Origin of the sequence: Bacteroides salyersiae, assembly GCF_031172035.1 — a bacterium.
GTDB classification, from domain to species: Bacteria; Bacteroidota; Bacteroidia; order Bacteroidales; family Bacteroidaceae; genus Bacteroides; species Bacteroides salyersiae.
Genome location: NZ_CP133452.1, coordinates 1,893,982 through 1,917,546, shown reverse-complemented (window position 1 = coordinate 1,917,546; position 23,565 = coordinate 1,893,982). Strand labels below are relative to the sequence as shown.

The 23,565-nt window shown below is 43.2% G+C and carries 24 protein-coding genes and 2 tRNA genes; 16 read left to right on the top strand and 10 right to left on the bottom strand.

Annotation, left to right across the window (positions count from 1 at the left end; all coding sequences use genetic code 11):
* Nucleotides 1–53: 53 nt before the first annotated feature.
* The gene (locus RB604_RS07010; protein ID WP_005926525.1) at nt 54–1,055 is read left to right on the top strand and encodes a malate dehydrogenase; all 1,002 of its coding nucleotides are present in this window, start codon (nt 54–56) and stop codon (nt 1,053–1,055) included.
* Between the two features lie 343 nt (nt 1,056–1,398).
* Nucleotides 1,399–2,709, top strand: coding sequence for an MATE family efflux transporter (locus RB604_RS07005; protein ID WP_007478904.1), 1,311 nt, complete (start codon nt 1,399–1,401; stop codon nt 2,707–2,709).
* Between the two features lie 142 nt (nt 2,710–2,851).
* Here the strand turns inward: RB604_RS07005 and RB604_RS07000 are convergent, their stop codons facing one another.
* Together RB604_RS07000 and RB604_RS06995 are read right to left on the bottom strand one after the other, a co-directional pair.
* A complete protein-coding gene (locus RB604_RS07000) occupies nt 2,852–3,766 on the bottom strand; it encodes a DMT family transporter (RefSeq protein ID WP_055293437.1) in 915 nt (304 codons plus the stop codon).
* A 141-nt stretch (nt 3,767–3,907) separates the two neighbouring features.
* Nucleotides 3,908–5,143, bottom strand: a complete 1,236-nt coding sequence (locus RB604_RS06995) for an MFS transporter (RefSeq protein ID WP_005926538.1) — start codon at nt 5,141–5,143, stop codon at nt 3,908–3,910.
* A 192-nt stretch (nt 5,144–5,335) separates the two neighbouring features.
* On the opposite strand from RB604_RS06995, the gene gad reads away from it, so the two are divergent.
* Together gad and glsA are read left to right on the top strand one after the other, a co-directional pair.
* A complete protein-coding gene (gene gad / locus RB604_RS06990) occupies nt 5,336–6,778 on the top strand; it encodes a glutamate decarboxylase (protein ID WP_007478907.1) in 1,443 nt (480 codons plus the stop codon).
* Nucleotides 6,779–6,933: 155 nt separating this feature from the next.
* Entirely contained in the window at nt 6,934–7,896 is a 963-nt protein-coding gene (gene glsA / locus RB604_RS06985; RefSeq protein WP_007478908.1) for a glutaminase A, read from the top strand.
* A 737-nt stretch (nt 7,897–8,633) separates the two neighbouring features.
* On the opposite strand, the gene RB604_RS06980 is transcribed toward glsA, so the two are convergent.
* Entirely contained in the window at nt 8,634–9,395 is a 762-nt protein-coding gene (locus RB604_RS06980; protein ID WP_005926550.1) for a potassium channel family protein, read from the bottom strand.
* A 186-nt stretch (nt 9,396–9,581) separates the two neighbouring features.
* On the opposite strand from RB604_RS06980, the gene gadC reads away from it, so the two are divergent.
* The 5 genes from gadC to RB604_RS06955 all read left to right on the top strand — a co-directional run bounded on the left by gadC (nt 9,582) and on the right by RB604_RS06955 (nt 14,115).
* Entirely contained in the window at nt 9,582–11,210 is a 1,629-nt protein-coding gene (gene gadC, locus RB604_RS06975) for a glutamine/gamma-aminobutyrate antiporter GadC (protein WP_122282110.1), read from the top strand.
* A gap of 187 nt (nt 11,211–11,397) precedes the next feature.
* Nucleotides 11,398–11,470 (top strand) — tRNA-Phe (locus RB604_RS06970).
* 251 nt (nt 11,471–11,721) lie between these two features.
* A complete protein-coding gene (locus tag RB604_RS06965; protein ID WP_309009172.1) occupies nt 11,722–12,963 on the top strand; it encodes a site-specific integrase in 1,242 nt (413 codons plus the stop codon).
* 55 nt (nt 12,964–13,018) lie between these two features.
* On the top strand, nt 13,019–13,219 hold the full coding sequence (locus tag RB604_RS06960) for a hypothetical protein (protein WP_005645875.1): 201 nt from the start codon (nt 13,019–13,021) through the stop codon (nt 13,217–13,219).
* The gene (locus tag RB604_RS06955) at nt 13,195–14,115 is read left to right on the top strand and encodes an SDH family Clp fold serine proteinase (protein WP_005645877.1); all 921 of its coding nucleotides are present in this window, start codon (nt 13,195–13,197) and stop codon (nt 14,113–14,115) included. Before RB604_RS06960 ends, RB604_RS06955 begins: the two co-directional genes overlap by 25 nt.
* 138 nt (nt 14,116–14,253) lie before the next feature.
* On the opposite strand, the gene RB604_RS06950 is transcribed toward RB604_RS06955, so the two are convergent.
* Nucleotides 14,254–14,535 carry a helix-turn-helix domain-containing protein gene (locus tag RB604_RS06950; protein WP_025866776.1) on the bottom strand — a complete coding sequence of 94 codons (282 nt, stop codon included), beginning with the start codon at nt 14,533–14,535 and terminating at the stop codon, nt 14,254–14,256.
* Nucleotides 14,536–14,539: 4 nt separating this feature from the next.
* Nucleotides 14,540–14,827 carry a helix-turn-helix domain-containing protein gene (locus tag RB604_RS06945; RefSeq protein WP_025866775.1) on the bottom strand — a complete coding sequence of 96 codons (288 nt, stop codon included), beginning with the start codon at nt 14,825–14,827 and terminating at the stop codon, nt 14,540–14,542.
* A gap of 337 nt (nt 14,828–15,164) precedes the next feature.
* On the opposite strand from RB604_RS06945, the gene RB604_RS06940 reads away from it, so the two are divergent.
* The 6 genes from RB604_RS06940 to RB604_RS06915 all read left to right on the top strand — a co-directional run bounded on the left by RB604_RS06940 (nt 15,165) and on the right by RB604_RS06915 (nt 20,149).
* The gene (locus RB604_RS06940) at nt 15,165–15,473 is read left to right on the top strand and encodes a helix-turn-helix domain-containing protein (RefSeq protein ID WP_117887908.1); all 309 of its coding nucleotides are present in this window, start codon (nt 15,165–15,167) and stop codon (nt 15,471–15,473) included.
* Nucleotides 15,454–16,686: a virulence-associated E family protein gene (locus RB604_RS06935; RefSeq protein ID WP_118429339.1), complete on the top strand. Its 1,233-nt coding sequence runs from the start codon at nt 15,454–15,456 to the stop codon at nt 16,684–16,686. Before RB604_RS06940 ends, RB604_RS06935 begins: the two co-directional genes overlap by 20 nt.
* A 324-nt stretch (nt 16,687–17,010) precedes the next feature.
* A complete protein-coding gene (locus tag RB604_RS06930; RefSeq protein ID WP_032586345.1) occupies nt 17,011–17,991 on the top strand; it encodes a toprim domain-containing protein in 981 nt (326 codons plus the stop codon).
* Between the two features lie 155 nt (nt 17,992–18,146).
* Nucleotides 18,147–18,530 (top strand): MobC family plasmid mobilization relaxosome protein, encoded by a 384-nt coding sequence (locus RB604_RS06925; RefSeq protein WP_005645888.1) that lies wholly within the window; start codon nt 18,147–18,149, stop codon nt 18,528–18,530.
* Nucleotides 18,496–19,419 carry a relaxase/mobilization nuclease domain-containing protein gene (locus RB604_RS06920; RefSeq protein ID WP_025866772.1) on the top strand — a complete coding sequence of 308 codons (924 nt, stop codon included), beginning with the start codon at nt 18,496–18,498 and terminating at the stop codon, nt 19,417–19,419. The genes RB604_RS06925 and RB604_RS06920 overlap by 35 nt, the downstream gene beginning before the upstream one ends.
* 4 nt (nt 19,420–19,423) lie before the next feature.
* Complete coding sequence (locus RB604_RS06915) at nt 19,424–20,149, top strand: hypothetical protein (RefSeq protein WP_118429340.1); 726 nt, start codon at nt 19,424–19,426, stop codon at nt 20,147–20,149.
* 42 nt (nt 20,150–20,191) lie between these two features.
* Here RB604_RS06915 and RB604_RS06910 read toward each other — a convergent pair whose 3' ends face one another.
* The 5 genes from RB604_RS06910 to RB604_RS06890 form a co-directional block, all read right to left on the bottom strand.
* A complete protein-coding gene (locus RB604_RS06910) occupies nt 20,192–20,524 on the bottom strand; it encodes a helix-turn-helix domain-containing protein (protein ID WP_005646002.1) in 333 nt (110 codons plus the stop codon).
* A gap of 130 nt (nt 20,525–20,654) precedes the next feature.
* Nucleotides 20,655–21,074, bottom strand: coding sequence for an RteC domain-containing protein (locus RB604_RS06905; RefSeq protein WP_025866771.1), 420 nt, complete (start codon nt 21,072–21,074; stop codon nt 20,655–20,657).
* Entirely contained in the window at nt 21,028–21,267 is a 240-nt protein-coding gene (locus RB604_RS06900; RefSeq protein WP_025866770.1) for a hypothetical protein, read from the bottom strand. Before RB604_RS06900 ends, RB604_RS06905 begins: the two co-directional genes overlap by 47 nt.
* A 31-nt stretch (nt 21,268–21,298) precedes the next feature.
* Nucleotides 21,299–22,231, bottom strand: coding sequence for a helix-turn-helix transcriptional regulator (locus tag RB604_RS06895; protein ID WP_004315355.1), 933 nt, complete (start codon nt 22,229–22,231; stop codon nt 21,299–21,301).
* On the bottom strand, nt 22,228–22,854 hold the full coding sequence (locus RB604_RS06890; RefSeq protein ID WP_004315354.1) for a Type 1 glutamine amidotransferase-like domain-containing protein: 627 nt from the start codon (nt 22,852–22,854) through the stop codon (nt 22,228–22,230). Before RB604_RS06890 ends, RB604_RS06895 begins: the two co-directional genes overlap by 4 nt.
* A gap of 600 nt (nt 22,855–23,454) precedes the next feature.
* On the opposite strand from RB604_RS06890, the gene RB604_RS06885 reads away from it, so the two are divergent.
* A tRNA-Pro gene (locus RB604_RS06885) sits at nt 23,455–23,527 on the top strand.
* Nucleotides 23,528–23,565: the final 38 nt, after the last annotated feature.

The window sequence follows — 23,565 nt, the reverse complement described above, 5'->3', positions numbered from 1 at the left end:
TTGTATCGTCAATAGAGAAACAGTATATTCATTTACAAAAAACAGATAAGATTATGGAATTCTTAACCAACGAGAAATTAACGATTGTAGGAGCCGCCGGAATGATTGGCTCAAATATGGCACAAACCGCCATGATGATGAAATTAACTCCCAACATCTGCTTGTATGACCCATACGCTCCGGCACTGGAAGGTGTAGCCGAAGAGTTATACCACTGCGGATTCGAAGGGGTCAATCTCACCTATACCTCCGATATCAAGGAGGCGCTGACCGGTGCAGCTTATATCGTATCGTCCGGTGGTGCAGCCCGTAAAGCCGGTATGACGCGTGAAGATCTGCTGAAAGGCAATGCCGAGATTGCCGCCCAGTTCGGTAAAGACATCCGCCAATACTGCCCGGACGTGAAACACGTAGTGGTAGTATTCAACCCGGCCGACATTACCGGCCTGATCACCTTGCTTTATTCAGGATTGAAGCCTTCACAAGTCTCTACACTTGCAGCATTGGACAGTACCCGTCTGCAAAATGAGTTAGCGAAGTTCTTCAAAATACCTGCTTCCAAAATACAAAACTGTCGCACATACGGCGGACACGGAGAGCAAATGGCCGTATTTGCTTCAACAACTACAGTCGATGGCGATACGTTGATCAACTGGATCGGTACTACCCGCCTGCCGCAAACCGAATGGGATGCTATCAAGCAACGTGTTATTCAAGGCGGAAAACACATTATCGACCTGCGCGGACGTTCCTCTTTCCAAAGTCCGGCCTATCTTTCTATCGAAATGATCGCTGCTGCTATGGGCGGTGCACCTTTCCGGTGGCCTGCCGGAACCTATGTTTCCGATGGAAAATTCAACCACATCATGATGGCGATGGAAACCTCCATCACTAAAAACGGCATCAGCTACAAGCAGGTGGAAGGCACCCCTATCGAAGAAGAAGAACTGGAAAACAGTTACAAACACCTCTGCAAATTACGTGATGAGGTTATCGAGATGGGTATCATTCCTGCTATCGAAGACTGGCACACCTTAAACCCGAATATCAAATAATCAGCGCTCCGAAGCTGAATGTGTTCCTCACAGGAAAAAGCAAAAAGCTATTTTTGCACATATTACCGCACCCGTCACGGAAAGAACGATTCCTGTCGGGTGCGTTCATGATACTCCTGTGTTTTTGCCGACAGTAAGGGAAACCATGTCGGATTGTACGCCGATAAATAAGTTTTTCGTATCTTTGCCACATCATCTGATCTATAAATACCCGATTGTTCAACACATGAAATGGCAAATTTGCAGATAGCTACGCTCAGAATGAAATAATAGAGAGTTTATTTATTCATTCTGTGGGGATGACTGAAAAGGTCATTCTCCTAACGTTATTTGCAATTAAACCATGAATTTTACTTATAAACAAATCTGGCTCATCAACTTTCCGGTGATGATGAGCCTGTTGATGGAACAACTCATCAACCTCACCGATACCGTTTTCTTAGGACATGTAGGCGAAATAGAATTAGGCGCTTCGGCCTTGGCAGGAATGTATTACATCGCTATTTATATGCTTGGCTTCGGCTTCAGCTTAGGATTACAGGTAGTCGTTGCCCGGAGAAACGGAGAAGGAAACTTAGCCCAAACGGGAGAAATTTTCTGGCAAGGACTGCTTTTTCTTGTTTCATTGTCGATATTGACTTTCACTTTATCTAAAGTAGCCTCCCCACTCATTTTGCGGAAAGTAATATCATCCGGAGAGATCTATCAGGCAGTGATGAAATATATCGACTGGCGGGATTACAGTTTCTTGTTTGTATTTCCGATACTGGCATACAGGGCGTTCTTCGTCGGAATAACCCAAACCAAGGTACTGACGGCAAACTCCATCCTGTTAGTGACCACCAACGCGGCTTTAAACTACCTGCTCATTTTCGGAGTATGCGGTTTCCCGCGCTTGGGCATAGCAGGAGCGGCCATTGCCTCCTCTTTGGCTGAAATAGCAGCCCTGATACACATCGTAATTTACACCCACTTAAAGATAGATAAAAAGAAATACGGCTGGCGGCCGACAGTCAATCTTCCACTGCTCGGTCAATTATTCCGGATTTCCAGTTGGACAATGATACGTTCTTTTTTCTGTATCGCCCCCTGGTTCCTGTTTTTCATTGCCATAGAGCATTTGGGAGAGAGACAACTGGCAGCAGGTAATGTAGTGAGAAGCGTATCCGTGATGCTGTTTGTAATCGTCAACTCGTTTGCAACGACCGGTATATCTCTGGTTAGTAATTTAATCGGGGCCCAACAGGTAAACAATGTGTTACCCATATGTTGGAAAACCGTCAAGCTGAGTTACGCGGTAGGTACTCCTTTCGTATTGGCGGCAGCACTCCTTTCCAAACCCATCTTAGGGATCTATACCAACAGCAGCGAAGTAATCGAAACAGCCTATGCTCCTTTTTTACTGATGCTATCCACTTTTTTTCTGGCTGCTCCTGCCTATACCTATTGCAATGCAATTATCGGGACAGGAAAAACCAAAACGGCATTCGTATTTCAAATAATCACAATCATCGTCTATCTGGTGTATTTGTACGGGCTATCCATCCGCGAACAGTTACCATTAATCATGTACTGGACGGCAGAGCAGCTTTATGCTTTATTGCTTCTGGGTTTATCTCTTTATTATCTGAAAAGAGGGAATTGGAAAGAGTAAAGAGAAAAGTCCATGGGGATCTGTCCTAAAACTCCCCTTTCAACGAAATCACCCACGTCACCAAAGGTGAATCGCCCCAAAAGTTGGATGGGTTTAAATAGTACCCGATTATAGGAAGAGTCCGGTATTGCGCCGGGCTCTCTCATTTTGGTATGGCCTTATCTTTACTCTCCGCCACTTCTACCAGATAAACCCCGACACAAATAAAAAGAATAGCAAAGGTCTGCGTCCAACTGAACCGGTCTTGCCCCAAAATCAAGGAAACTATGGTAGCCACGATCAATATCAGATAACCATAAATGGCAACCACTGTCGTCTTCAAATATTTCAACCCGACCGGCAACAGCATATAACTGAGGGTCGTAGGGAAAATAAGTACAAACATCAATACCGCAAAAGGAAGCCAATGGAAAGGCATTGAAAGCACCGGAGCATCAAATCCGGTAATCAATGAAACAATTATACCGGAAAAGGCCGCACCACTAAAAGTATATTTCAGCATCGTGACAGGCCCTACCGCCGAAAGAATACGCTGGCTTGCCACCAAATAAACGGCATAGACCACCGAACTGAAAAGGCACAACATATTTCCCGTAAAAGCATCTGAGGCCAGATCATCACTCTGCTGAGTCAAAATACAGACAAGGGCACCCACCAAAGCAATAGATATACCGATAATTTTCGGAGCAGTAGCCTTCTCATGGAAGAAAAAGATCATGATAAGAAACACCCAGATCGGTTGTAAACTCGTAAAAATAGAACTCGATACAGGAGTAGTCTTACTAAGACCTACCAGATAAAGAAACATAAAGCCATAAAGCCCCACTACTCCCAAAAGAAACAACAGCCACTTATCCTTCCGACTTGTTTTTTCTTCCGGTGCGGAGAACCACCCGATTACCCAAAAAGCAACTGCTGCAAAAGTACAACGAATCGTAGCTCCCGTCAATGGACTCATCCAAAGAGGAAGCAGAAATTTAAGGGCATTCATATTCAACCCGCTGAATACTTTCGATATAGCCATGCTAAGATTAGCTTCCAATTTTTTATTCTTCATACTTATTAATTTTAATAAATTGCTAATTTAATAATGTGCCAATTTGCCAATATGCCAATGTGCCAATTGGCTGCGCTATCATGCCGCATGGTAATTGGCACATTGGCACATTGGCATATTGGCACATTGGCAAATTATTCATTATTCCTTAAACAAGAAAGTGTTCCGTTTGCAATAAGCCCATATCAAAGCTACCAATGTGATACAAAGATTGAACACAAAAGCGAACTGTTGAGACTTGATGTGGAATACCGTCGATTGGAAGAAATCGATAATAAACGGACAGAGTAAAATGGCTAAATAATTCATCATCATCACAAAAGCCAACGCCAGCGTCGCTTTCTTCGGAACAGCCGTATGGGTGGTCTTATCGTATATGACAGGTTGTATCACCCCATACCCCAATCCCACAAGAATACATCCCGGAGCTATCACCCACTCTTTCGGAGATATCCAGATCAGTGCCAGCCCGACAGCAATACACAGCAAACTATAAAACTTTGTTTTCTCACGAAAAAGCCCCACAATACGGTTCAAGAAAAGACCGGGAGCCATAATAGCGAGAAAAAAGAGCGAAATCATAACACCGGAATCACCACTCGAAAAGTGATATTCTTCCATTAAAAAAGGAAGATTGAAAGTTACGATAAGCGCCAGATAAGTAGACAACCCGTAGAACATCATAACCTGCAAAAGATGTTTGATATTCACTCCGTATTTGGACTTCCCGACTTCCGGATCGATCGGTGGCACACCAGTCTCCTCCTTTTCGTCATTCGCAATCGAAGCACTCCCTTCCTCACTGATCATGCTGCGCCGGAGATAAACCGACAGTACCAGCGATACCAAAGGAAACAAATAAACCACAAACGGTAAATGCCAGTTTACCTCAGCCAGATACCCGGTAACGGCAGTAGCTACCACCAATGTTATGTTCGTAATGGCAGAACTGAACCCGAACTGTTTCACCCGGTACGGACCGACAAAGTATTTGGAAATAAGTCCGGTAGAGAGTGGTATAATCATCCCCGAACCAACACCGAGCATGGCACTGATAGCGATAAGTTGCCACATCTTACCGGCAAACAAATAAAGAATACCGCTTAAAGCAAAAATAGCGAGCCCCACCTGTAACAGGCGGATAAAGTTCACTTTCTCCGTCAATTTTCCCGCCAGAATGATAAACGGGATAATCAAAAGAGAGGGTAAGGATGAAAGCATCTGCACATCCAGTTCGGTAGAATGAGGAAAGATGACAGATAGTTTCCCGAGGATAGGCGTAACGGCTAAACCGGGCAAAGCATTAAGAGCCGAAATGGACCAAATGCCGATAAGCGTTATAAGAGGAATCGTTCCCCTTCCTGTTTGTATTCTCATATTCGCTTCTATATTTGAGGTTTGGATTTGAAAAGAACAACGTGATGCCCGGAATGTTCAACTCCGCACGGGAAGTACAATAAACGCAAAATAATGCAAAACGGCTAAACTTTAAAAAACCGGTGCTGTTGTTGTGGGAAATTCGACGGGGAAAATCCCCATCGCCTAAACCTAACTAAAAACAATAGTAAAATGGAAGATTTAAATTTTAGAAACGGTGATGCCAAGACTGATGTATTTGGTTCAAACAGAATGTTGCAACCCTCTCCGGTAGAAAAAATACCTGACGGGCCGACCACTCCGGAAATCGCCTACCAAATGGTAAAAGATGAAACATTCGCACAGACTCAGCCCCGACTGAACCTGGCTACTTTCGTCACCACTTACATGGACGAATATGCCACCAAACTGATGAATGAAGCCATCAATATCAACTACATCGATGAAACAGAATATCCCCGTATCGCTGTAATGAACGGTAAATGCATCAACATCATGGCCAACCTGTGGAATACTCCGGAAAAAGACGACTGGAAAACCGGTGCATTAGCTATCGGTTCTTCAGAAGCTTGTATGTTGGGTGGTGTCGCTGCATGGTTACGCTGGCGCAAAAAACGTCAGGCTCAGGGTAAACCCGTAGACAAACCGAATTTTGTTATTTCTACCGGCTTCCAGGTAGTATGGGAAAAATTTGCCCAACTGTGGCAGATCGAAATGCGCGAAGTGCCTTTGACACTGGAAAAGACAACCCTTGATCCGGAAGAAGCATTGAAGATGTGTGATGAAAACACCATCTGTATTGTTCCTATCCAGGGCGTTACATGGACAGGATTGAATGACGACGTAGAAGCACTCGACAAAGCGCTCGATGCTTACAATGCCAAAACCGGCTACGACATTCCTATCCACGTAGATGCTGCAAGTGGCGGTTTTATCCTTCCGTTCCTGTATCCGGAAATCAAATGGGACTTCCGTTTGAAATGGGTACTCTCCATCAGTACCTCCGGTCATAAGTTCGGCTTGGTTTATCCGGGTCTCGGTTGGGTTTGCTGGAAAGGCAAAGAATATCTTCCCGAAGAAATGTCATTCAGCGTCAATTACTTAGGTGCCAACATCACACAGGTAGGCCTGAACTTCTCTCGTCCGGCTGCCCAGATTTTGGGACAATACTATCAATTTATCCGTTTGGGATTCCAGGGATATAAAGAAGTACAGTACAACTCATTGATGATCGCCAAGTATCTCCACGGTGAGATTGCCAAGATGACTCCGTTCGTCAACTACTCAGAAGACGTAGTGAACCCATTGTTTATCTGGTACATGAAACCGGAATATGCCAAGGATGCCAAATGGACTTTGTATGATTTGCAAGACAAACTGGCTCAGAGCGGATGGATGGTTCCGGCTTATACCTTGCCGTCCAAATTAGAAGATTATGTAGTGATGCGTATCGTTGTCCGTCAAGGATTCAGCCGTGATATGGCAGATATGCTGTTAGGTGACATCAAGAACGCCATTACCGAATTGGAAAAACTGGAATATCCTACTACCACACGTATCGCCCAAGATAAGAATCTGCCGGTAGCCACAAAGGTATTCAACCATACAGGTAAGCCACAAGCGACTAAAAAATAAAATTATTTACAATTAGACAATTGACGATTTACGATTGGAGTATCTCTAAAGTGAAGTGATTTACGATTGGAGTATCTCTGTAGAATCATTTCAAGGAGTGCTTTCAACCGTAAATCGTCAATCGTCCAATCGTAAATCCAAAAATGTTTTATCTTATGAAAAAGATTTCTATATCTCAAATAAAAGAGGTGGCACAACAGGCTTATGAGCAGGTGAAGGGCAACACGGACGGAAAGAATGCCGACTACATCCCCTACCTTGCCAATATCGACAAGAACCTGTTCGGTATTAGTATCTGCCTGCTGAATGGCCAGAAAATCACAATAGGTGATTACAATTACCGTTTCGGCATAGAATCGGTATCCAAAGTCCATACGGCCATTCTGGTTCTCCGTCAATACGGTGCTCAGAAGATATTGGATATGATCGGTGCCGATGCCACCGGATTACCCTTCAACTCTATCATCGCTATCCTTCTGGAAAACGATCATCCCTCTACACCGTTGGTCAATGCGGGAGCGATTTCCGCTTGCTCTATGGTGCAACCGGTCGGTGAAGCTACCCAAAAATGGAATGCAATCGTAGAGAATATTACGGATCTTTGCGGCGATGCTCCGCAATTGATTGACGAACTGTACAAATCCGAATCTGCCACCAACTTCAACAACCGGTCGATAGCCTGGTTATTGAAGAACTACAATCGAATTTACGATGATCCGGATATGTCGCTCGATCTGTACACGCGTCAGTGTTCACTGGGCGTTACAGCAGAAATGTTGTCCGTAGCTGCCGGTACGATAGCAAATCACGGGGTAAATCCTGTGACAAACAAACAGGTTTTCGAAACCGAACTGACTCCGAAGATTACGTCGATGATTGCCTCCGTGGGCTTCTATGAACATACGGGCGACTGGATGTATACCTCCGGTATTCCGGCTAAAACCGGTGTAGGCGGCGGTGTAATGGGTGTATTGCCGGGCGTAATGGGAATTTCCGCTTTTGCACCTCCACTGGATGGTTCGGGCAACTCCGTAAAGGCTCAATTGGCAATCAAATTTATTATGAATAAGCTGGGGTTGAATATATTCAACGGCGAGCAAGTTACTGTAGTTGAATAAAAGTTCTGTCCTTTTTTTGTAGAGGTTACTGCCCGATAAGGGCAGTAGCCTCTTTTTAGTATCATTCTTCCTATACAGAGCTATCCCCTATATGCTTCCCACTTACAAATTGTCAAAATGGTATTCCTATCCCTGCAGAATCCATTCATCAGGAACAATATAAGCAGACCTTTCAAAAACGACCGCCATTTCCATCTTCACTCATTCAGATTGCACGAAATACAATCAATAATACAACAGATAGCTCCCCATCATCTACAACAGCTATACTATTTATTACAAATTCAGGTTTATACCCTACTTTTTCACATTCGGTTACAAGCAAGACTCCGTAACCAACCAGCGTAAAAAAGCGTTCTTTATGAAGGAATTTACTTTTCCCGTAGAGCTTCTTATGGTTTCCCGTAGAGTTTCGGACCGTTCCTCGTAGAGGAACCGAGCCTAACATACCGGGATAATCGAGTTAACACACCGGGACAAATCGCATATTTATCCGGATAAGGTCAAAAATATACAAGAAAGAACAACTATTATTCATTTTGTTATGCAGTTTATTCTCCAGTTACAATTATACCCGCAAAGTACCCGTCACAAAACGCCGTAATACACCAGCAAAAAGACAGATTAGTCACGCATTTAATATCTTTTCCTCAAATCCGCTTTTCATCCCCGGATACATCGGCGCATCGACACATCAACGAATTGGCACATTGGCATATTAGCTTATTGGCATATGATTATTTATCAGCTACCGGCTGTTGTTGCTGTTGCTGCTGTTGTTTTTCACTCGCCAACTGTTCGTAATACTCATCCTTCTCTTTATTCTTCTTCTGAATCAAGCTGGTGACATAAACTGTGAATATCGGAAACATCATCATTCCCAATGCAGCCAACAGTACAGACAAAACCCGTCCGGTAGCAGTCACCGCAATAATATTGGAACCGACCGTCGTCACATCCATAAACGCCCACCAAAGAGCATCCCCATAACCCACTACCAACGGATTCACTTTATGCTCCATCACGAAGAATGCCAGACTGGCAAAATAAACCGTAGCCAATAGCATCGTCAGATAAGAAATAAACAGGCTGGATGCTTTGTTATACGTCAGCCATCCCACTACGATTGCCATTGCATATCCTCCCCGCACCAAGGGAATGAACCGGAGCATGTAGGTAATCTCCGGCGAAAATGTCCAACCCATATAAGCTATAATATTCTGATACGGGATAGCTACCAATAGAAAAAGAAAATGTGTGCCGAAATAACGCAGTTTGTCCTTCGACAAAAAAAGTTCGAGAATAAAGTCGAACAGGAACAGGATACAAATCCATAACTGTACCTTCATGTACAGAGACTGTGTGTAAAACGGGATACCTTTGAATGTATCCACAGAAATGCTGATAACCAAGAAGAGGGACAGTAACAGTATGATGACATGCAAAATGCCATATATCCCCCTCTTTTGCAGCGCAAAATCAGTAAGGGCAGTTTTCATAAACTTACTTATTTAGTAATTATACATCTTATTCTTGCAATGCAGAAGAAACAACTATATGCCCGCTTTGTTTAGAGCTTACCTTATGTTAATTAACCAAGTTTGACGCTATCCTCCAAAAACATCTCTTGCCTAATGTTGTTATAAAGCAGACTTAAAAATATTTTTCACTTAAAACCTTAACTTATGGCAAATATTAAACAAGTAGCAAAATTAGGGGTATTCACCCTGGCTATCATGAATGTAACGGCAGTAGTATCCCTACGCGGACTTCCTGCCGAGGCCGTGTACGGTATGAGTTCGGCCTTCTACTATCTTTTCGCAGCCATTGTCTTTTTGATACCGACTTCGCTCGTTGCAGCGGAACTGGCTGCCATGTTTCAAGACAAGCAAGGCGGTGTATTCCGCTGGGTAGGTGAAGCCTACGGCAAAAAGTTCGGTTTCCTGGCTATCTGGGTGCAATGGATCGAAAGTACCATCTGGTATCCTACCGTTCTGACATTCGGTGCCGTTTCCATCGCCTTCATCGGAATGAATGACGCTCACGACATGTCACTGGCAAGTAATAAATACTATACGCTGGCTGTCGTACTGATCATCTACTGGCTTGCCACTTTCATCTCTCTTAAAGGTATGGGATGGGTAGGTAAAGTTGCAAAAATCGGCGGTATGGTCGGTACCATCATCCCGGCAGCCCTGCTAATTATTCTCGGCATCGTCTATCTGGCTACCGGTGGACACTCCAACCTGGACTTCCACAGCAGTTTCTTCCCCGACTTCACGAAATTCGACAATGTAGTTCTTGCAGCAAGTATCTTCCTTTTTTATGCCGGTATGGAAATGGGCGGTATCCACGTAAAAGATGTGGAAAACCCTACTAAGAACTATCCGAAAGCCGTATTTATCGGTGCTTTGATTACAGTAGTCATCTTCGTATTGGGAACTTTCGCATTAGGTATCATCATCCCCGCCAATGACATCAGTCTGACACAAAGTTTGCTGGTCGGTTTTGATAACTATTTCAAATACATCCACGCTTCCTGGTTGTCACCGATCATCGCCATCGCATTGGCATTCGGTGTGTTGGCCGGTGTATTGACATGGGTTGCCGGTCCGTCAAAAGGTATCTTTGCCGTAGGTAAGGCCGGTTATATGCCTCCGTTCTTCCAGAAGACCAACAAGGTAGGCGTACAGAAAAACATTCTTTTCGTACAAGGTATTGCCGTAACCGTATTGAGTCTTCTTTTCGTCGTCATGCCTTCCGTACAGAGCTTTTACCAGATTCTGTCACAGTTGACAGTAATCCTTTATCTGGTCATGTACCTGCTCATGTTCTCCGGCGCCATCTATCTGCGTTATAACATGAAGAAGACAGATCGTCCGTTCCGTATCGGTAAGAAAGGCAACGGCCTGATGTGGCTTATCGGCGGTCTCGGTTTCTGCGGTTCATTACTCGCATTCATATTGAGCTTTATTCCGCCCAGCCAGATTTCCACAGGTAGCAACACCGTATGGTTCACCGTTCTTATTGTCGGCGCAATTGTCGTAGTGATAGCTCCGTTTATCATCTACGCTTCCAAAAAGCCGTCATGGGTAGATCCGAACAGCAACTTCGAACCTTTCCATTGGGAAGAACAAGCTCAAGTTCAATCACAAGCAGCCACAGCAACGGTAGCCGCCGCTACTGCAACTGCTACCACGGCTAAAGCAGCTCCGGCAACCAGTGCAGCAACCGATGCACCGGCAGCATCGTCCACCTCTACAAACAACGTTGGAAACAATGCTGCAAGCAAGGATAATACTCCCAAAACATAAACTTACTATTTGGCATGAAGAAAAAGGAGGTATACCTGAGTTAGTTTAGGTATACCTCCTTTTCTTATTGGATATGAAAAATACCGATAGCTCTTAAAAAGATTATATAACCAAAATATTACATTTTTTCCCTCCAGATATTGCAGTATTAAAAAATATACCTATCTTTGCACCCGCAAACAAGAAAGGTGCCATAGCTCAGTTGGTAGAGCAAAGGACTGAAAATCCTTGTGTCCCCGGTTCGATTCCTGGTGGCACCACTTTTTAAGAAGGCAAAACGATGTAAATCCCTGAATTTCAAAGAAGTTCAGGGATTTTTCTTTTCCAAGAATAGGCAAAATTAGTGAGATTGAAGCAAACCATACGTCCTTATTCAAGGGACTGTTTTTAAAAGCCCGAAATGTTCCACTGCGAGGTATTTACTTCATTCTTTTACAGCACGTTGCACTATTTTACATAACAGGGTTCTCGGTTCGATTTCCTAACTTTGTATCATTAAAAATTGAGCCGTATGGTAAGAAAAAGATTCAGCGTGTTGTTCTTCATCAAGCGTAGCAAACTGTTAAAAAACGGGGAAGCACCCGTGCGTGTGCGTGTCACTTATGACCGCCTATACGTGGAACTTCAACTAAAGCGGAGTGTAAAAGTCCCACTTTGGTCGCAGGAAAAAGAGAAATCGACAGGCAAAGACCGAAACTCCGTAGAACTTAACCATTACATTGACGCCCTGCGTGTGAAATTCTATCAGATTTACCAAGACTTGGAACTGGAGGGAAAGATTATCTCCGCACGTGCCATAGTGAACCGCTATCAGGGAAAGGACGAAACTTTCAAGACATTGTATAATGTATTCAAGGAACATAATGACAACTGCCGGAAGCTAATCGGGACAGACTATGCCGACATCACCGTAAGACGTTACGACAATTGCCTTAAATACCTCATGGAACTGGTTAAACGGGATTACAAGGTAGATGATATGTTACTGCGTGAGGTAAACGGGGAACTGGTACGCAAATTCGATTTATACCTAAAGACGGAGAAGCATTGCGCACAGAATACCGTTATCCGGTACATGAAATGTTTTAAGAAAGTGATAAACCTTGCCATTGCCAACGAGTGGCTGACAAAGAACCCGTTTGCAGGAATCAAGTTTCACGAGGTGGAGGTAAACAAACAGTTCCTAAGCCAAGCCGAGATAAACCGGATATGGCAGAAAGAGTTCAGGATTGAACGGCTGGAACTGGTACGGGATGTTTTTATCTTCTGCGTATATACCGGGCTGGCATTCATAGACGTGTATAACTTACGCCCCGAACACGTTTCAGAGGACAGCAACGGCAACCTGTGGATAGTGAAACCCCGTGAAAAGACAAACAACCTCTGTAACATCCCGCTTTTGAGCATTCCCAAACAGATACTTGAAAAGTATAAGGATAACCCCTACTGCATGGATAAAGGAACTTTGTTGCCCGTTCCCTGCAATCAGAAGATGAACAGCTACCTGAAAGAGATTGCCGACCTTTGCGGTATTAAAAAGAACCTGACCACGCACACAGCCCGGCACAGTTTTGCTTCGGTTATTGCGCTGGCTAACAACGTGTCACTGCCGAACGTGGCTAAAATGCTGGGGCATTCATCCACCCGAATGACGCAGCACTACGCAAAGGTATTAGACCAAACGATACTAAGGGATATGCAATACGTAGAGAGAAAAATATCATTTTTCAGCAACTTTAATGCTGAATTGTAAACTTTTAAAAGGAAAAAGGCCTATATTTGCATTTAAAGTAATCGTTATAACAGCCATGAACAGAATCATAGAAAACTTAAAAGTAAATAATCCTGCGATATATCAAATATTGCAAGAGCAAGAAAAACAAAAATGGGAAATAACTAGTGGAACTCGTTATAAAACCGTCAGTGACACTGTTTCTGCAAATTCTTCAATTGAATATAACATTAAATCTAAACCGAATCAATTATGCCAACATGGAGTGAAATATTAACAGAATTAAAAGTCGAAAGTGCCCAAGGGAATTCTGCTCCTTTTGATTTTATTCGACGCAAATACCTTTCTGAACTATCTAAATATACAAACAGAAATATTATTTTGTACGCAACTGCTTTTACCCAAAAAGGTGGAGCTCCCGAATTACTTTCGGTAACAGAGGAAGATGTGCAAGGAATGATGGAAGTTTCATACGGACTTGAAAAAAAGCCTGTAGATTTAATTATACACAGTCCGGGAGGTTCTCCCGAAGCAGCAGAAGGTATTGTCGAATATTTGCATGCTCAATTTCCTGAAGTAAGAGTTATTATTCCCCAAATAGCAATGTCTGCTGCCACAATGATTGCATGTTCAGGAGCTAGTATTGTCATGGGAAAACATTCTAATATAGGTCCCGTAGACCCACAGTTGATTATTAATAGTCCTAACGGTCCCACAAGTAATCCTGCAAAAGCAATAATTGACCAATTCTATAAAGCATTACAAGAAGTAAACGAACCCAATAAACAAGCATGGGCTATATTACTTAATCAATATGGTCCTTCTGTCATTACACAATGTGAAAATTATATCAAAATGTCTGAAAACTTAATTAGAGATTGGCTTAATAGATTCATGTTCAAAACAGAAGCTCCAGATGTCAAAGCTCCTATTATAGAGAATATAGCATCTTTTTTGGCTAATCACGATAACTTTAAAAGTCATGGTCGCCATATATCCCGTGAAAAAGCAGAATCAAAAGGGTTAAAAATAGAATATCTTGAAAAAGACTCTCAATTACAAGATTTAGTTCTGTCTGTGTTTCATGCTACAACTCATACATTTTCATCAACACCTGCAATGAAAATTATAGAGAATCAAAATGGGAAAGCATTCATAAAAATTCAAAATTAACAAGATATTGAAAAGACTATCCGCATAAACATGAAGAAGCCAGCAACACAGTTTTCAAGAAACCATGATTGCTGGCTTTTAATTAATCAAACAATAAATCAATAAATACAGAAAACAAGATTTCACGTTTTCAAGATTTCATTTTCTGTAATACCTTTCCAGCAGGTCTAAAATCTCGCTTTCCCGGTAGATGATTTTTCCCGGAAGCTGCACATATCCCAGCAGTCCCGTGTCCCTGTAATCCTGCAACGTCCGTTTGCTGATGCAAAGCCGCTCGCACACTTCCTCGCCTGTCAAGTAGTGTTCACCGTTCAATACCGGGCGATAGTTCATTACCACGTACTCCACGTGTTCCAGCACCCTGTCAAGGGAGGAAAACAGTACCAGCGTGGTTTCGGAATCTTTCGTTATCAAATCCATACGCCTACTTTTTAGAATTGTCCCTTACTTGGCTAAGCAGAAATGTTTCCACGTCCGAAGCCTTATAGTAAATCTTATTGTTAATCTGCGAATAAGGCAGTTTCCCCGTATCACGGTAGGTCTGCATCGTCCGGGCTGAAACATTCAGCAAACGGCAGGTCTCGCAGTTATCCAGCCACTTGTCACGCTTCCTGCGTAAAGGCACACAGAGCGCATCCACACGCCCCACAAAATTTTCAAACCTCTGTTTCCAAAGTTCAAAGGTTCTCTTTTCAATCGTCACTATTTCCATAACCGATATATTTATTATTATCAATACTCCGTTTTTCTTCACTGGTGCAAATATATAAGACTGAATGACAGGTTGTTTCTTTCTGTCCGCAAATGACCTTGCGTGTCCAAAAATGTCCACCACCAACCCAAACGAGCAGGAAAGAAACAATAAGAGAACAGAAACCCCGGTTTCCCCCACTTACTAAATAAGTAAGGTAATGAACACAAAGCCGTTTTCTATTTACCGACATTAATTTGGTGCAGAGCGCAGCAAAGCGATTCCAAACGGCTGACGCTTTGTTTTTTACCGATTTTTCTTATTTTATTTGTGGTGCTAATTCAAAAAACAAGCACCTATGAATAATCCTTTCGAAGAAATTTTCAAACGGCTGGAGAACATCGAAAAGATGATTGCCCCGGTCGTGGGCGCACAGCCCGAAGAACGGCAGGACGGAAAAGAGCCTGTGTTAGTCAAAATATCCGTTGCCAGCGGCATAACCGGGTATTCGGTCAATTACCTGTATCATTTAGCCAGCAAGGGACTGATACCCTGCGTCAAGCGTGGGCGTACCCTGCGTTTCGACATGGAGGAACTCAAAAAGTGGATGCAGCAGCAGTATGTCCCGGCTTCTAACAGACTTCTCGATGAAAAAGAAAAGAGATGATGAAACACGGCATATCGAGGGCTGGCAGTCGAAGAACGAGCGCATCGAAAGCCTGTTGAACGTCCTGTACGATTTCCGGTTCAACACCGTAAAGAGCCGGACGGAATACCGGGCTGCGGGTTCTTCGGACTTGTACCAGCCCGTTACGAAATTTGTCCTGAACTCGTTCAGGCGCAGGCTGGACGCAACCGCTGGTATTGTCACCTCTGCCGAGAACATCCGTACCATACTGGAAAGCGACTTCGCAAGAAAGGTACATCCCATACGGGAATACTTTAACGCCCTGCCGCTTCTCAATCCTGCCGAACATGGGCATATCGGCAGGCTTCTGAACACGGTACAGGTAGCCAATCCCGGCAAATGGGAGGAATATTTCACGAAATGGCTTATCGGTGTGGTAGCCAACGCAATGAACGACACGGGGTGTCAGAATCATACCTGTCTAGTGCTAACCGGGGACAAGCAGGGACAGTTCAAATCGTGGTGGCTGGACAACCTTTGCCCGACACCGCTTAAGAACTACCTGTTCACCGGAAAGATAGACCCGCAGGGCAAAGACATCCTGACACTGATAGCCGAATACCTGTTCATCAACATTGACGACCAGCTAAAGGAACTCAACAAGCAGAACGAGAACGCCTTGAAGAACCTTATCACCACCCCGGCAGTGAAATACCGCAGACCGTATGATGTTTACATAGAGGAATACCCCCACCTCGCCAGCTTCATGGCTTCGGTGAACGGCAACGAGTTCCTGACCGACCCGACAGGCAGCAGGCGTTTTTTGCCGTTCGAGGTACTGCACATAGACAAGCCCACGGCAGAAAGTATTCACATGGATAACGTCTATTCCGAAATCATGTACCTGTACCGTCAGGGCGTGCGCTACTGGTTCAATGATATGGAGATTAGAGAATTGCATTTAGCAAATGCAGGATTTGAGGTGCAGACGGTCGAGTTTGAAATGCTGACACAATATTTTGAGAAGCCGACAGAGGAGGAAGAACCCTTGTTCTTTATGACAACGGCACAAATACTGACACGTTTACGGGATATATGCGCCATGCAGCTATCTGAAAAACGGCTGGGGGAAGCGTTGCGCAAAGCCGGGTTCAAACGAGTGCAGAAACGTATCAACAAACAGAATTATTCGGTATATGGGTACAGAATAAAGCCTATTCCTGCATCCTATACAAATGACGATTACGGATAGGTAGCCGTGCAGTAATTACTGCAAAAGTATCACATAATCACTCAAACTGTTAAAAATCAGCCTATTATACAATACACAATAAGCAGTAAGATAAAATCCAAAACTTTTTGGAAAACCGGAAAAAAGAAAAACAAGAAAAGAGCAAGCAGGAATATAAGGCTGTATTTCTATTTCCTTTTGAAGAAATAACTTACTTATCTTACTGCATAAGAGATAATCCACTGAAAAAAAAAGAATTATGCGCAGAAACATGGTGACTTTTCTTCTTACTGACTTCTTACTGTGCTACTGCAATTTATCAATGAATATCAAAAAATAAAAATTATGACCTACAAGGAAGCCAACAATATCAGTATCAAAGATTACCTGAACTCTTTGGGAATCCAGCCAGCCAAGGAAAAGGGAAGCTACGGGATGTACCGCAGCCCCTTACGGGAGGACAACACGCCAAGTTTCAAGGTGGATTATAACGCCAATCTATGGTGTGACTACGGAACTGGTGAGGGCGGGACGCTCATCGACCTTGTAATGAAGCAACACCAGTGCAACGCCTACGGTGCTATCTGCCGACTGGAACAGGGCGACACCGCCTCTTTTTCCTTTCACGGGAAAGAACTGCCCGAAAGGGAGACGAAAAGGCAAGCAGCCAGCCCGATAGAGATACACAGAATACAGCCGTTACAGAATCCGGCACTCATACGCTATTTGCAGGAAAGGGGGATTTCTCCCGGAACGGCATCCCCTTACGTGCAGGAAATGTATTACCGCATCGGTGGCAAGCCTTATTTTGCGCTGGCGTTTAGGAATGATTCAGGAGGTTACGAGCTTCGCAATCCCCGTTTCAAGGGCAGCACATCGAAAGACATCACCCATATACGGCAGCAGGGAGAGCCGAGAGATACCTGTTTCGTGTTCGAGGGCTTTTTGGATTTCCTCTCATTCCTCACTATCCGGCAACAGAAAAGTCCGGATATACCCTGCACCGACTGGCAGGACTACGTTATTCTAAACTCCACCGCCAACACGGATAAAGCCTTATATCCGTTGGCTGATTACGGGCATATACATTGTATGCTTGACAATGACGAAGCCGGGAGGAAAGCGGTTGAAGCCATAAGGCAGGAATACAAATGGCGTGTACGTGACGTATCACACCTGTACAGCGGTCACAATGACCTGAACGACTATTTGCGTAGCCTTAAAGTGAAACAATCCCAAGACTTGACAGTTACCGACAAGCCCCAGCCGGAGCAGGATAACAGACAAAATCCGGGTGAAAAAAGAAAGAGAGGGCTAAGGATGTGACCTGCAAGACTGGCGGCATGAACAGACGGCAGGCTGTGTGATTAGGGAGAGCAAGGTTATGTTTCGGTCTACCGAAACACCTTGCTTTGCTAAACGCAAAGAAAATTTCTCCCATTGGTCGCAATTTTTAAGATACCACCTAAAAGCAAAAACGTATGACAGGGATAAGGAACAAACCGGGAGGTCGCCCGGCAAAAAGCCGGATAGACAAGCAGAACCGGGTAGTCAGCACGAAACTGACCGAGTTACAGTTCTACGCAATCAGGAAGCGAGCCACCGAAGCCGGGCTGCGTGTCAGCGAGTACGTCCGGCAGGCTGTCGTTTCGGCAGAGGTGACGCCCCGACTGAACAGGCAGGATGCGGACACTATCCGCAAGCTGGCAGGGGAAGCCAACAACATCAACCAGCTGGCGCACCGGGCGAATGCCGGAGGGTTCGCACTGGTAGCGGTGGAACTGGTGAAACTCAAAAACAGGATTGTTGAAATCATAAACCAACTGTCGGATGATTGGAAAAATAAAAAAGGGAAGCGGATTTAAAGGCTGCGTGAACTATGTACTCGGCAAGGAACAGGCTACCTTACTTCATGCGGAGGGAGTGTTAGCCGAAAGCAACCGGGACATCATACGCAGTTTCATACTGCAAGCCGGGATGAACCCCGACCTGAAAAAGCCTGTCGGACATATTGCGCTAAGCTATTCCCCAGTGGACGCACCCAAGCTGACAGACGGGAAAATGATACAGCTTGCGCAGGAGTATATGCGTGAAATGAGAATCACCGATACGCAGTACATCATCGTGCGCCACCAAGACCGGGAACATCCGCACGTGCATATCGTGTTCAACCGTATAGACAACAACGGCAAGACCATTTCGGACAGGAACGACATGTACCGCAACGAGCAGGTATGCAAGAAGCTGAAAGCCAAACACGGGCTTTACTTCGCTAAAGGCAAGGAGCATGTAAAGCAGCACCGTTTGAGAGAACCGGACAAATCCAAATACGAGATTTACAATGCCGTAAAGGATGAAATCGGGAAATCAAGGAACTGGCAGCAGTTACAAACCCGACTGGCAGAAAAGGGTATCGGGATTCATTTCAAGTACAGGGGACAGACTGGCGAAGTGCAGGGCATATCTTTTTCCAAAGGTGAATACACGTTCAAGGGTTCGGAGATAGACCGCAGTTTCAGTTTCTCCAAGCTGGATAAATGTTTCGGGGATGCGGAACTGAACACTGCCGGAAGCAACCGACAGACGGTTTCCGTCCCTGTTCAAGAACCGACACGGACACCGTTTAAAGCAGACAGTCCGTTACTGGCAGGCTTGGGCGGTCTATTCTCCGCCCCGTCCTCTCCGGCTGATGAAACACCCGACAATCCCGGTGAAAGGAAAAAGAGAAAAAAGAAACGACACTTAAAATTATAGGGACATGGAAGATAATTTAATTTTGGAGGGGCTTCTCTCCATGGTTACGGAACTGAAAGAACGGCAGGAGAAGCAGGTAATGCCAGCCAGCCGGGAGGAAACGATTAACAGGCTGGACGTTATCGAACAGCGCATTTCGGAAATGCAAAGTAAATCCGGCATTACTGAAAACATGGTGCAGGAGATTCTAAACCAAATCGGCAGTATCGGAAAAGGGCAGTCCGAGAATCAAAAACAAGACCTTGAAGATATAAAGGGGCTTATCGTGACCTCGCACCGATATTTCAAGGAGCGGTTAAAGGTGTTGTTCCCGGCTGATGATACACCGACCGGGGAAACAACGCCCGTTTCATGGCATGAAAAACTGATATACCGGGTAACTCCCTGCCTGAAACCCAAGTTCTTTCTTCTTTCAGCAGGGATAATCATTTGTCTTGTGTCGCTTGTGTTGAATGTACGTTTTATACAAAAAATGCAGTGGTTACAGGACAATGATATAAAATACCGCTATATCCTGATGAAAGGAAAGGCAGACGGCAGCAGCCTTGATTTGCTGGAAACGAAGTTCAACAGGGAACGGGACAACGCTTTCATCCGAAGCCTGACCGATTCGGTGAAAGGCTTTGAATACCGCAGCAGGAAACAGGCGGAAACGTTGGAACGGGCAAGGCTGTTGAACGAACAAGCCGAGCAGCTAAGGGAGAAAGCCGACAAATTAGGCAAGCCATAAAACAAAAGCAAAGCCGGAGCAGAACCGCCCCGGCTTTTTAATTCACTTCTTTTTCTTCGTGCAGTGTTCTTTCTCGAACTGGCGTAGCGTGGTGACGCTGAACCGCTCCTTAATGAACTCCCGGACATCGGAAGCCTTGTAGTACACTTTTCCGCTGATTGTGAAGTACGGCAGCGCACCGATAGCCCGGTAGCGTTGCAGGGTCTTGATACTTACTTTGAACAACAGGCACAAATCCTGATTATCCAGCAGGTTGTCATCTTCGGGCAGCACCCTGTCGGCATTGCGCAGTACCCGTACATCCTTGCAGAGTTCTTCCAGTTTGGCGTACAGCTTCTGCATCCATACGCTGAAATCGTCATTCTCTATATACATGATTGCTTCATTTTTCTGATTATACATTATGGTCTGTCAATCGATTGATGAAGCAAAGTTCAGAAAACAGGTGCAAAGAAATTATAGGGGGACTAATGGAATCCCCTATAAATAAGTCATAAACAGCTGGTTATCTGTACCCTTTCTTTTCATGTTCCTTGCGAATAAGCTCTGCCAGTCCATTAAGAAACTCTGTCAGCTTGCCCGGCTTTCGTTTTATCACGTCCTCATGCTTTTGGTAACAGTCACCTATCTTGATATTGAAAAGCCATTCAAAGGCTTTCGTCAAGTCCACTAAATAAACAGGCTTGCCATTTTGATACACAATCTTTTGGGAAAGGAACAACCCGCTAACTATTTCCATGATATTGATAAGAGTGGTTCTGTCAGCGAGATAGAGAGGGGAAAGGGCTTGTTTGTTGGTGCGTTGCTGCAACTGTTCCGGGTACTTGATACGCCATTCGATTAGGCGTATTTCGGTATTCAATAGCCCTATCGCTTCATCAATTAGATACAAATAGGATATTTTTTTCCTGCTCAAACCATACACGGTATGATTTAAGACGATACAAACCAAAAGAGAAATAGCGGAGTAAAATGCTATAATCTTGTTCTGTAATACTGAAATCGGCTACATGGGTCGCCAATTCTTCGATAGCTTCTGCAAATTCAGATGCAGACACTTTACGTTGTGAGCATTCCGACAATAAGCGGAAAAATCTTTGGTCGAATATTTTTTTCATTTAGTCGATTAAAAATACTATTTGACAGCAATCAAATAGAAATGTTATTGATAATATTTTTAACTTCATATTTTAAAGAATCTGGTCTTATTATAGTTGCACTATCTGCAAAAGACAGATACCAATGTGCAAACTTACTGATTGAAAATGTTAGAAAATGAAGCTCAAACATATCCCCTATCTCTTTCTCAGATGTTAATCCGTAATAATATTTATCATCATTCATTATGGAGGTTTTATTCTTTTCTATTCTTATAACGATTTCATGTAATTTTTCTTTATCATAAAACTCGCGTATGAATTTTTCCAAAGGAGGATGTTCCCGTGATTGTAATTCATTAAGAATGTGCATTTTTTGAATTCTATCTATCCGAAATGTAAGATAGATTTCTTTGGGAAGATAAAAGCCTATTAGATACCAGTTAGTTCTCGAAAAGAAAATTCCAACAGCTTCAATCTTTCGTTCTGAAACACTTAACGCATTACTTCCCAAATAAGATATTTCAATAATTCTTTTTTGGTATATACTTTGTAAAATAAGTAAAAGAATATCAGGTTTATAGGTAGATGATTTATAAGTATCCAATACAGACATGCACTTTTCCATTGTTTCTAACATATTTTTGTCTGCAAAACGCATGACAGACCTAATCTTTTCTATTCCAGACTTATAATGTTCGTTGCTATTTGAATCAGTTAGTTCATGTACTAATTTCTCTGCAATCAAAAAGGACAAAGCCTCTTTTTGAGTAAACATTAGAGGAGATAATTTGAATCCTTCTGCAAGTGAATAACCAATACCGGGATTTCCTATGATAGGAATGCCTGCCTCTTCCAATGTTCTTATATCTCGATATACAGTACGAATGCTTATATTAAAACGTTCTGAAATTTGCTGTGCTTTCACTAACGAGTGCGATTGTAACTGAATCAATATAGCAGAAATACGGTCTATTCTATTCATTTTGCATCTTTAATTTGAATATTTGAATCTTCAATAATAACAGCTTGTTTATTACTTATAGGAATAAGCTGCAACTTCTCATTATATAGTTGAACTATCTTTTCACCTTTTTTCTTGAATGGAAAATTTCCATAATGGGGAATCGTATAAAAATCGACCAAATCTAAAGAAGTACAGTCTTTCAATTCAGGAGCCTTTTCTATTGGATCAAAATTCACACTTCTCATATATTCTGCATCGGGAGAGGCTATTATTGCTCCGGCAGATTCCCCAATATACAGTTTACCCAATTTCACTTGTTTAGATATAATTTTATCAACACCTTTTCTTTTTAACTCTTGCAAAAGGAAAAATGTATTTCCACCTGTTATGTAGATATAATCGCATTTATGCAATATAGAAGATATTTCCTCTTTGGGCAGTTGGGTAATCTCGACTTCTTCAACAATCATTCCTGCTTCTTCTAAAGCCTTTTTCCCCTTTTTTACATAGAATCGTATTGGTTCTGTAAGGCTTGCAGTTGGTATAAAAGCTATAATTTTCCCTTGCAAATCTTCTTTGGCACAATCGACAAATAGATTAGCAACATCAGCAAATGATGAGCATAAAAATAATCTTTTCATATTCTATAATATTAAGTTGAATACTTTTTGATACAAAGATAGCGTCTTCTATGACAGCCCTATGTCAGTAAGTCTAATATTGAAGAGTTTTTTTCATCAAAACAATCCATTATTGAAATTTACCCTATTTGTAATGTAGCTGCACGTTTCGAAACCAGTGGGGTTTATGTAGTTATACATATTGCTCGACAAAAATACTCCTTTACGATTCAATCTATTGGGAAAATTGATACCTGACATTTCGACTAAAGTTCTTTCTATATACTTCATGGATATTGAAAACCTTCCGTCACATAGCCTGCAATTCTTCTTAATGATACAGAGAAAAATCCTCAAAACAACTCCTAAAAGAATGCTGAACAAAATTCAAACAGACTCTTAGTAGTAAATACAAAAAAAAGTTCTTGGAAATATTGATAATTCCAAATAAATATCTACCTTTGCACGCAGAAATCGAACCTAAGACACAAACTTGTGTTGAACGGTGCAAAGTTGTGAAAACCTTATTCAAGGGACTAACATCGTAATAAAGATATAACTTATTGAGAAATAGTGCTATATAAACCGATTTTCGGTTACTGGTGGCACCACTTTCAAGAGCGGAATGTAGCGCAGTTGGTAGCGCACTACGTTCGGGACGTAGGGGTCGGGCGTTCGAGTCGCCTCATTCCGACAGAAAACGACAAACGAGCAAAATCGTTTGTCGTTTTT

What these genes read in the sequence shown, in the direction of transcription:
- RB604_RS06925 (WP_005645888.1), top strand. Translation starts at nt 18,147, where the DNA reads ATGACAGGGATAAGGAACAAACCGGGAGGTCGCCCGGCAAAAAGCCGG.
- gadC (WP_122282110.1), top strand. Translation starts at nt 9,582, where the DNA reads ATGGCAAATATTAAACAAGTAGCAAAATTAGGGGTATTCACCCTGGCT.
- RB604_RS06980 (WP_005926550.1), bottom strand. Translation starts at nt 9,395, where the DNA reads ATGAAAACTGCCCTTACTGATTTTGCGCTGCAAAAGAGGGGGATATAT.
- RB604_RS06895 (WP_004315355.1), bottom strand. Translation starts at nt 22,231, where the DNA reads ATGAATAGAATAGACCGTATTTCTGCTATATTGATTCAGTTACAATCG.
- RB604_RS07000 (WP_055293437.1), bottom strand. Translation starts at nt 3,766, where the DNA reads ATGAAGAATAAAAAATTGGAAGCTAATCTTAGCATGGCTATATCGAAA.
- RB604_RS06915 (WP_118429340.1), top strand. Translation starts at nt 19,424, where the DNA reads ATGGAAGATAATTTAATTTTGGAGGGGCTTCTCTCCATGGTTACGGAA.
- RB604_RS06965 (WP_309009172.1), top strand. Translation starts at nt 11,722, where the DNA reads ATGGTAAGAAAAAGATTCAGCGTGTTGTTCTTCATCAAGCGTAGCAAA.
- RB604_RS06910 (WP_005646002.1), bottom strand. Translation starts at nt 20,524, where the DNA reads ATGTATATAGAGAATGACGATTTCAGCGTATGGATGCAGAAGCTGTAC.
- RB604_RS06935 (WP_118429339.1), top strand. Translation starts at nt 15,454, where the DNA reads ATGAAAAAGAAAAGAGATGATGAAACACGGCATATCGAGGGCTGGCAG.
- RB604_RS06945 (WP_025866775.1), bottom strand. Translation starts at nt 14,827, where the DNA reads ATGGAAATAGTGACGATTGAAAAGAGAACCTTTGAACTTTGGAAACAG.
- RB604_RS06900 (WP_025866770.1), bottom strand. Translation starts at nt 21,267, where the DNA reads ATGAAAAAAATATTCGACCAAAGATTTTTCCGCTTATTGTCGGAATGC.
- RB604_RS06955 (WP_005645877.1), top strand. Translation starts at nt 13,195, where the DNA reads ATGCCAACATGGAGTGAAATATTAACAGAATTAAAAGTCGAAAGTGCC.
- RB604_RS07010 (WP_005926525.1), top strand. Translation starts at nt 54, where the DNA reads ATGGAATTCTTAACCAACGAGAAATTAACGATTGTAGGAGCCGCCGGA.
- RB604_RS07005 (WP_007478904.1), top strand. Translation starts at nt 1,399, where the DNA reads ATGAATTTTACTTATAAACAAATCTGGCTCATCAACTTTCCGGTGATG.
- RB604_RS06940 (WP_117887908.1), top strand. Translation starts at nt 15,165, where the DNA reads ATGAATAATCCTTTCGAAGAAATTTTCAAACGGCTGGAGAACATCGAA.
- glsA (WP_007478908.1), top strand. Translation starts at nt 6,934, where the DNA reads ATGAAAAAGATTTCTATATCTCAAATAAAAGAGGTGGCACAACAGGCT.
- RB604_RS06930 (WP_032586345.1), top strand. Translation starts at nt 17,011, where the DNA reads ATGACCTACAAGGAAGCCAACAATATCAGTATCAAAGATTACCTGAAC.
- RB604_RS06995 (WP_005926538.1), bottom strand. Translation starts at nt 5,143, where the DNA reads ATGAGAATACAAACAGGAAGGGGAACGATTCCTCTTATAACGCTTATC.
- RB604_RS06890 (WP_004315354.1), bottom strand. Translation starts at nt 22,854, where the DNA reads ATGAAAAGATTATTTTTATGCTCATCATTTGCTGATGTTGCTAATCTA.
- RB604_RS06920 (WP_025866772.1), top strand. Translation starts at nt 18,496, where the DNA reads ATGATTGGAAAAATAAAAAAGGGAAGCGGATTTAAAGGCTGCGTGAAC.
- gad (WP_007478907.1), top strand. Translation starts at nt 5,336, where the DNA reads ATGGAAGATTTAAATTTTAGAAACGGTGATGCCAAGACTGATGTATTT.
- RB604_RS06950 (WP_025866776.1), bottom strand. Translation starts at nt 14,535, where the DNA reads ATGGATTTGATAACGAAAGATTCCGAAACCACGCTGGTACTGTTTTCC.
- RB604_RS06960 (WP_005645875.1), top strand. Translation starts at nt 13,019, where the DNA reads ATGAACAGAATCATAGAAAACTTAAAAGTAAATAATCCTGCGATATAT.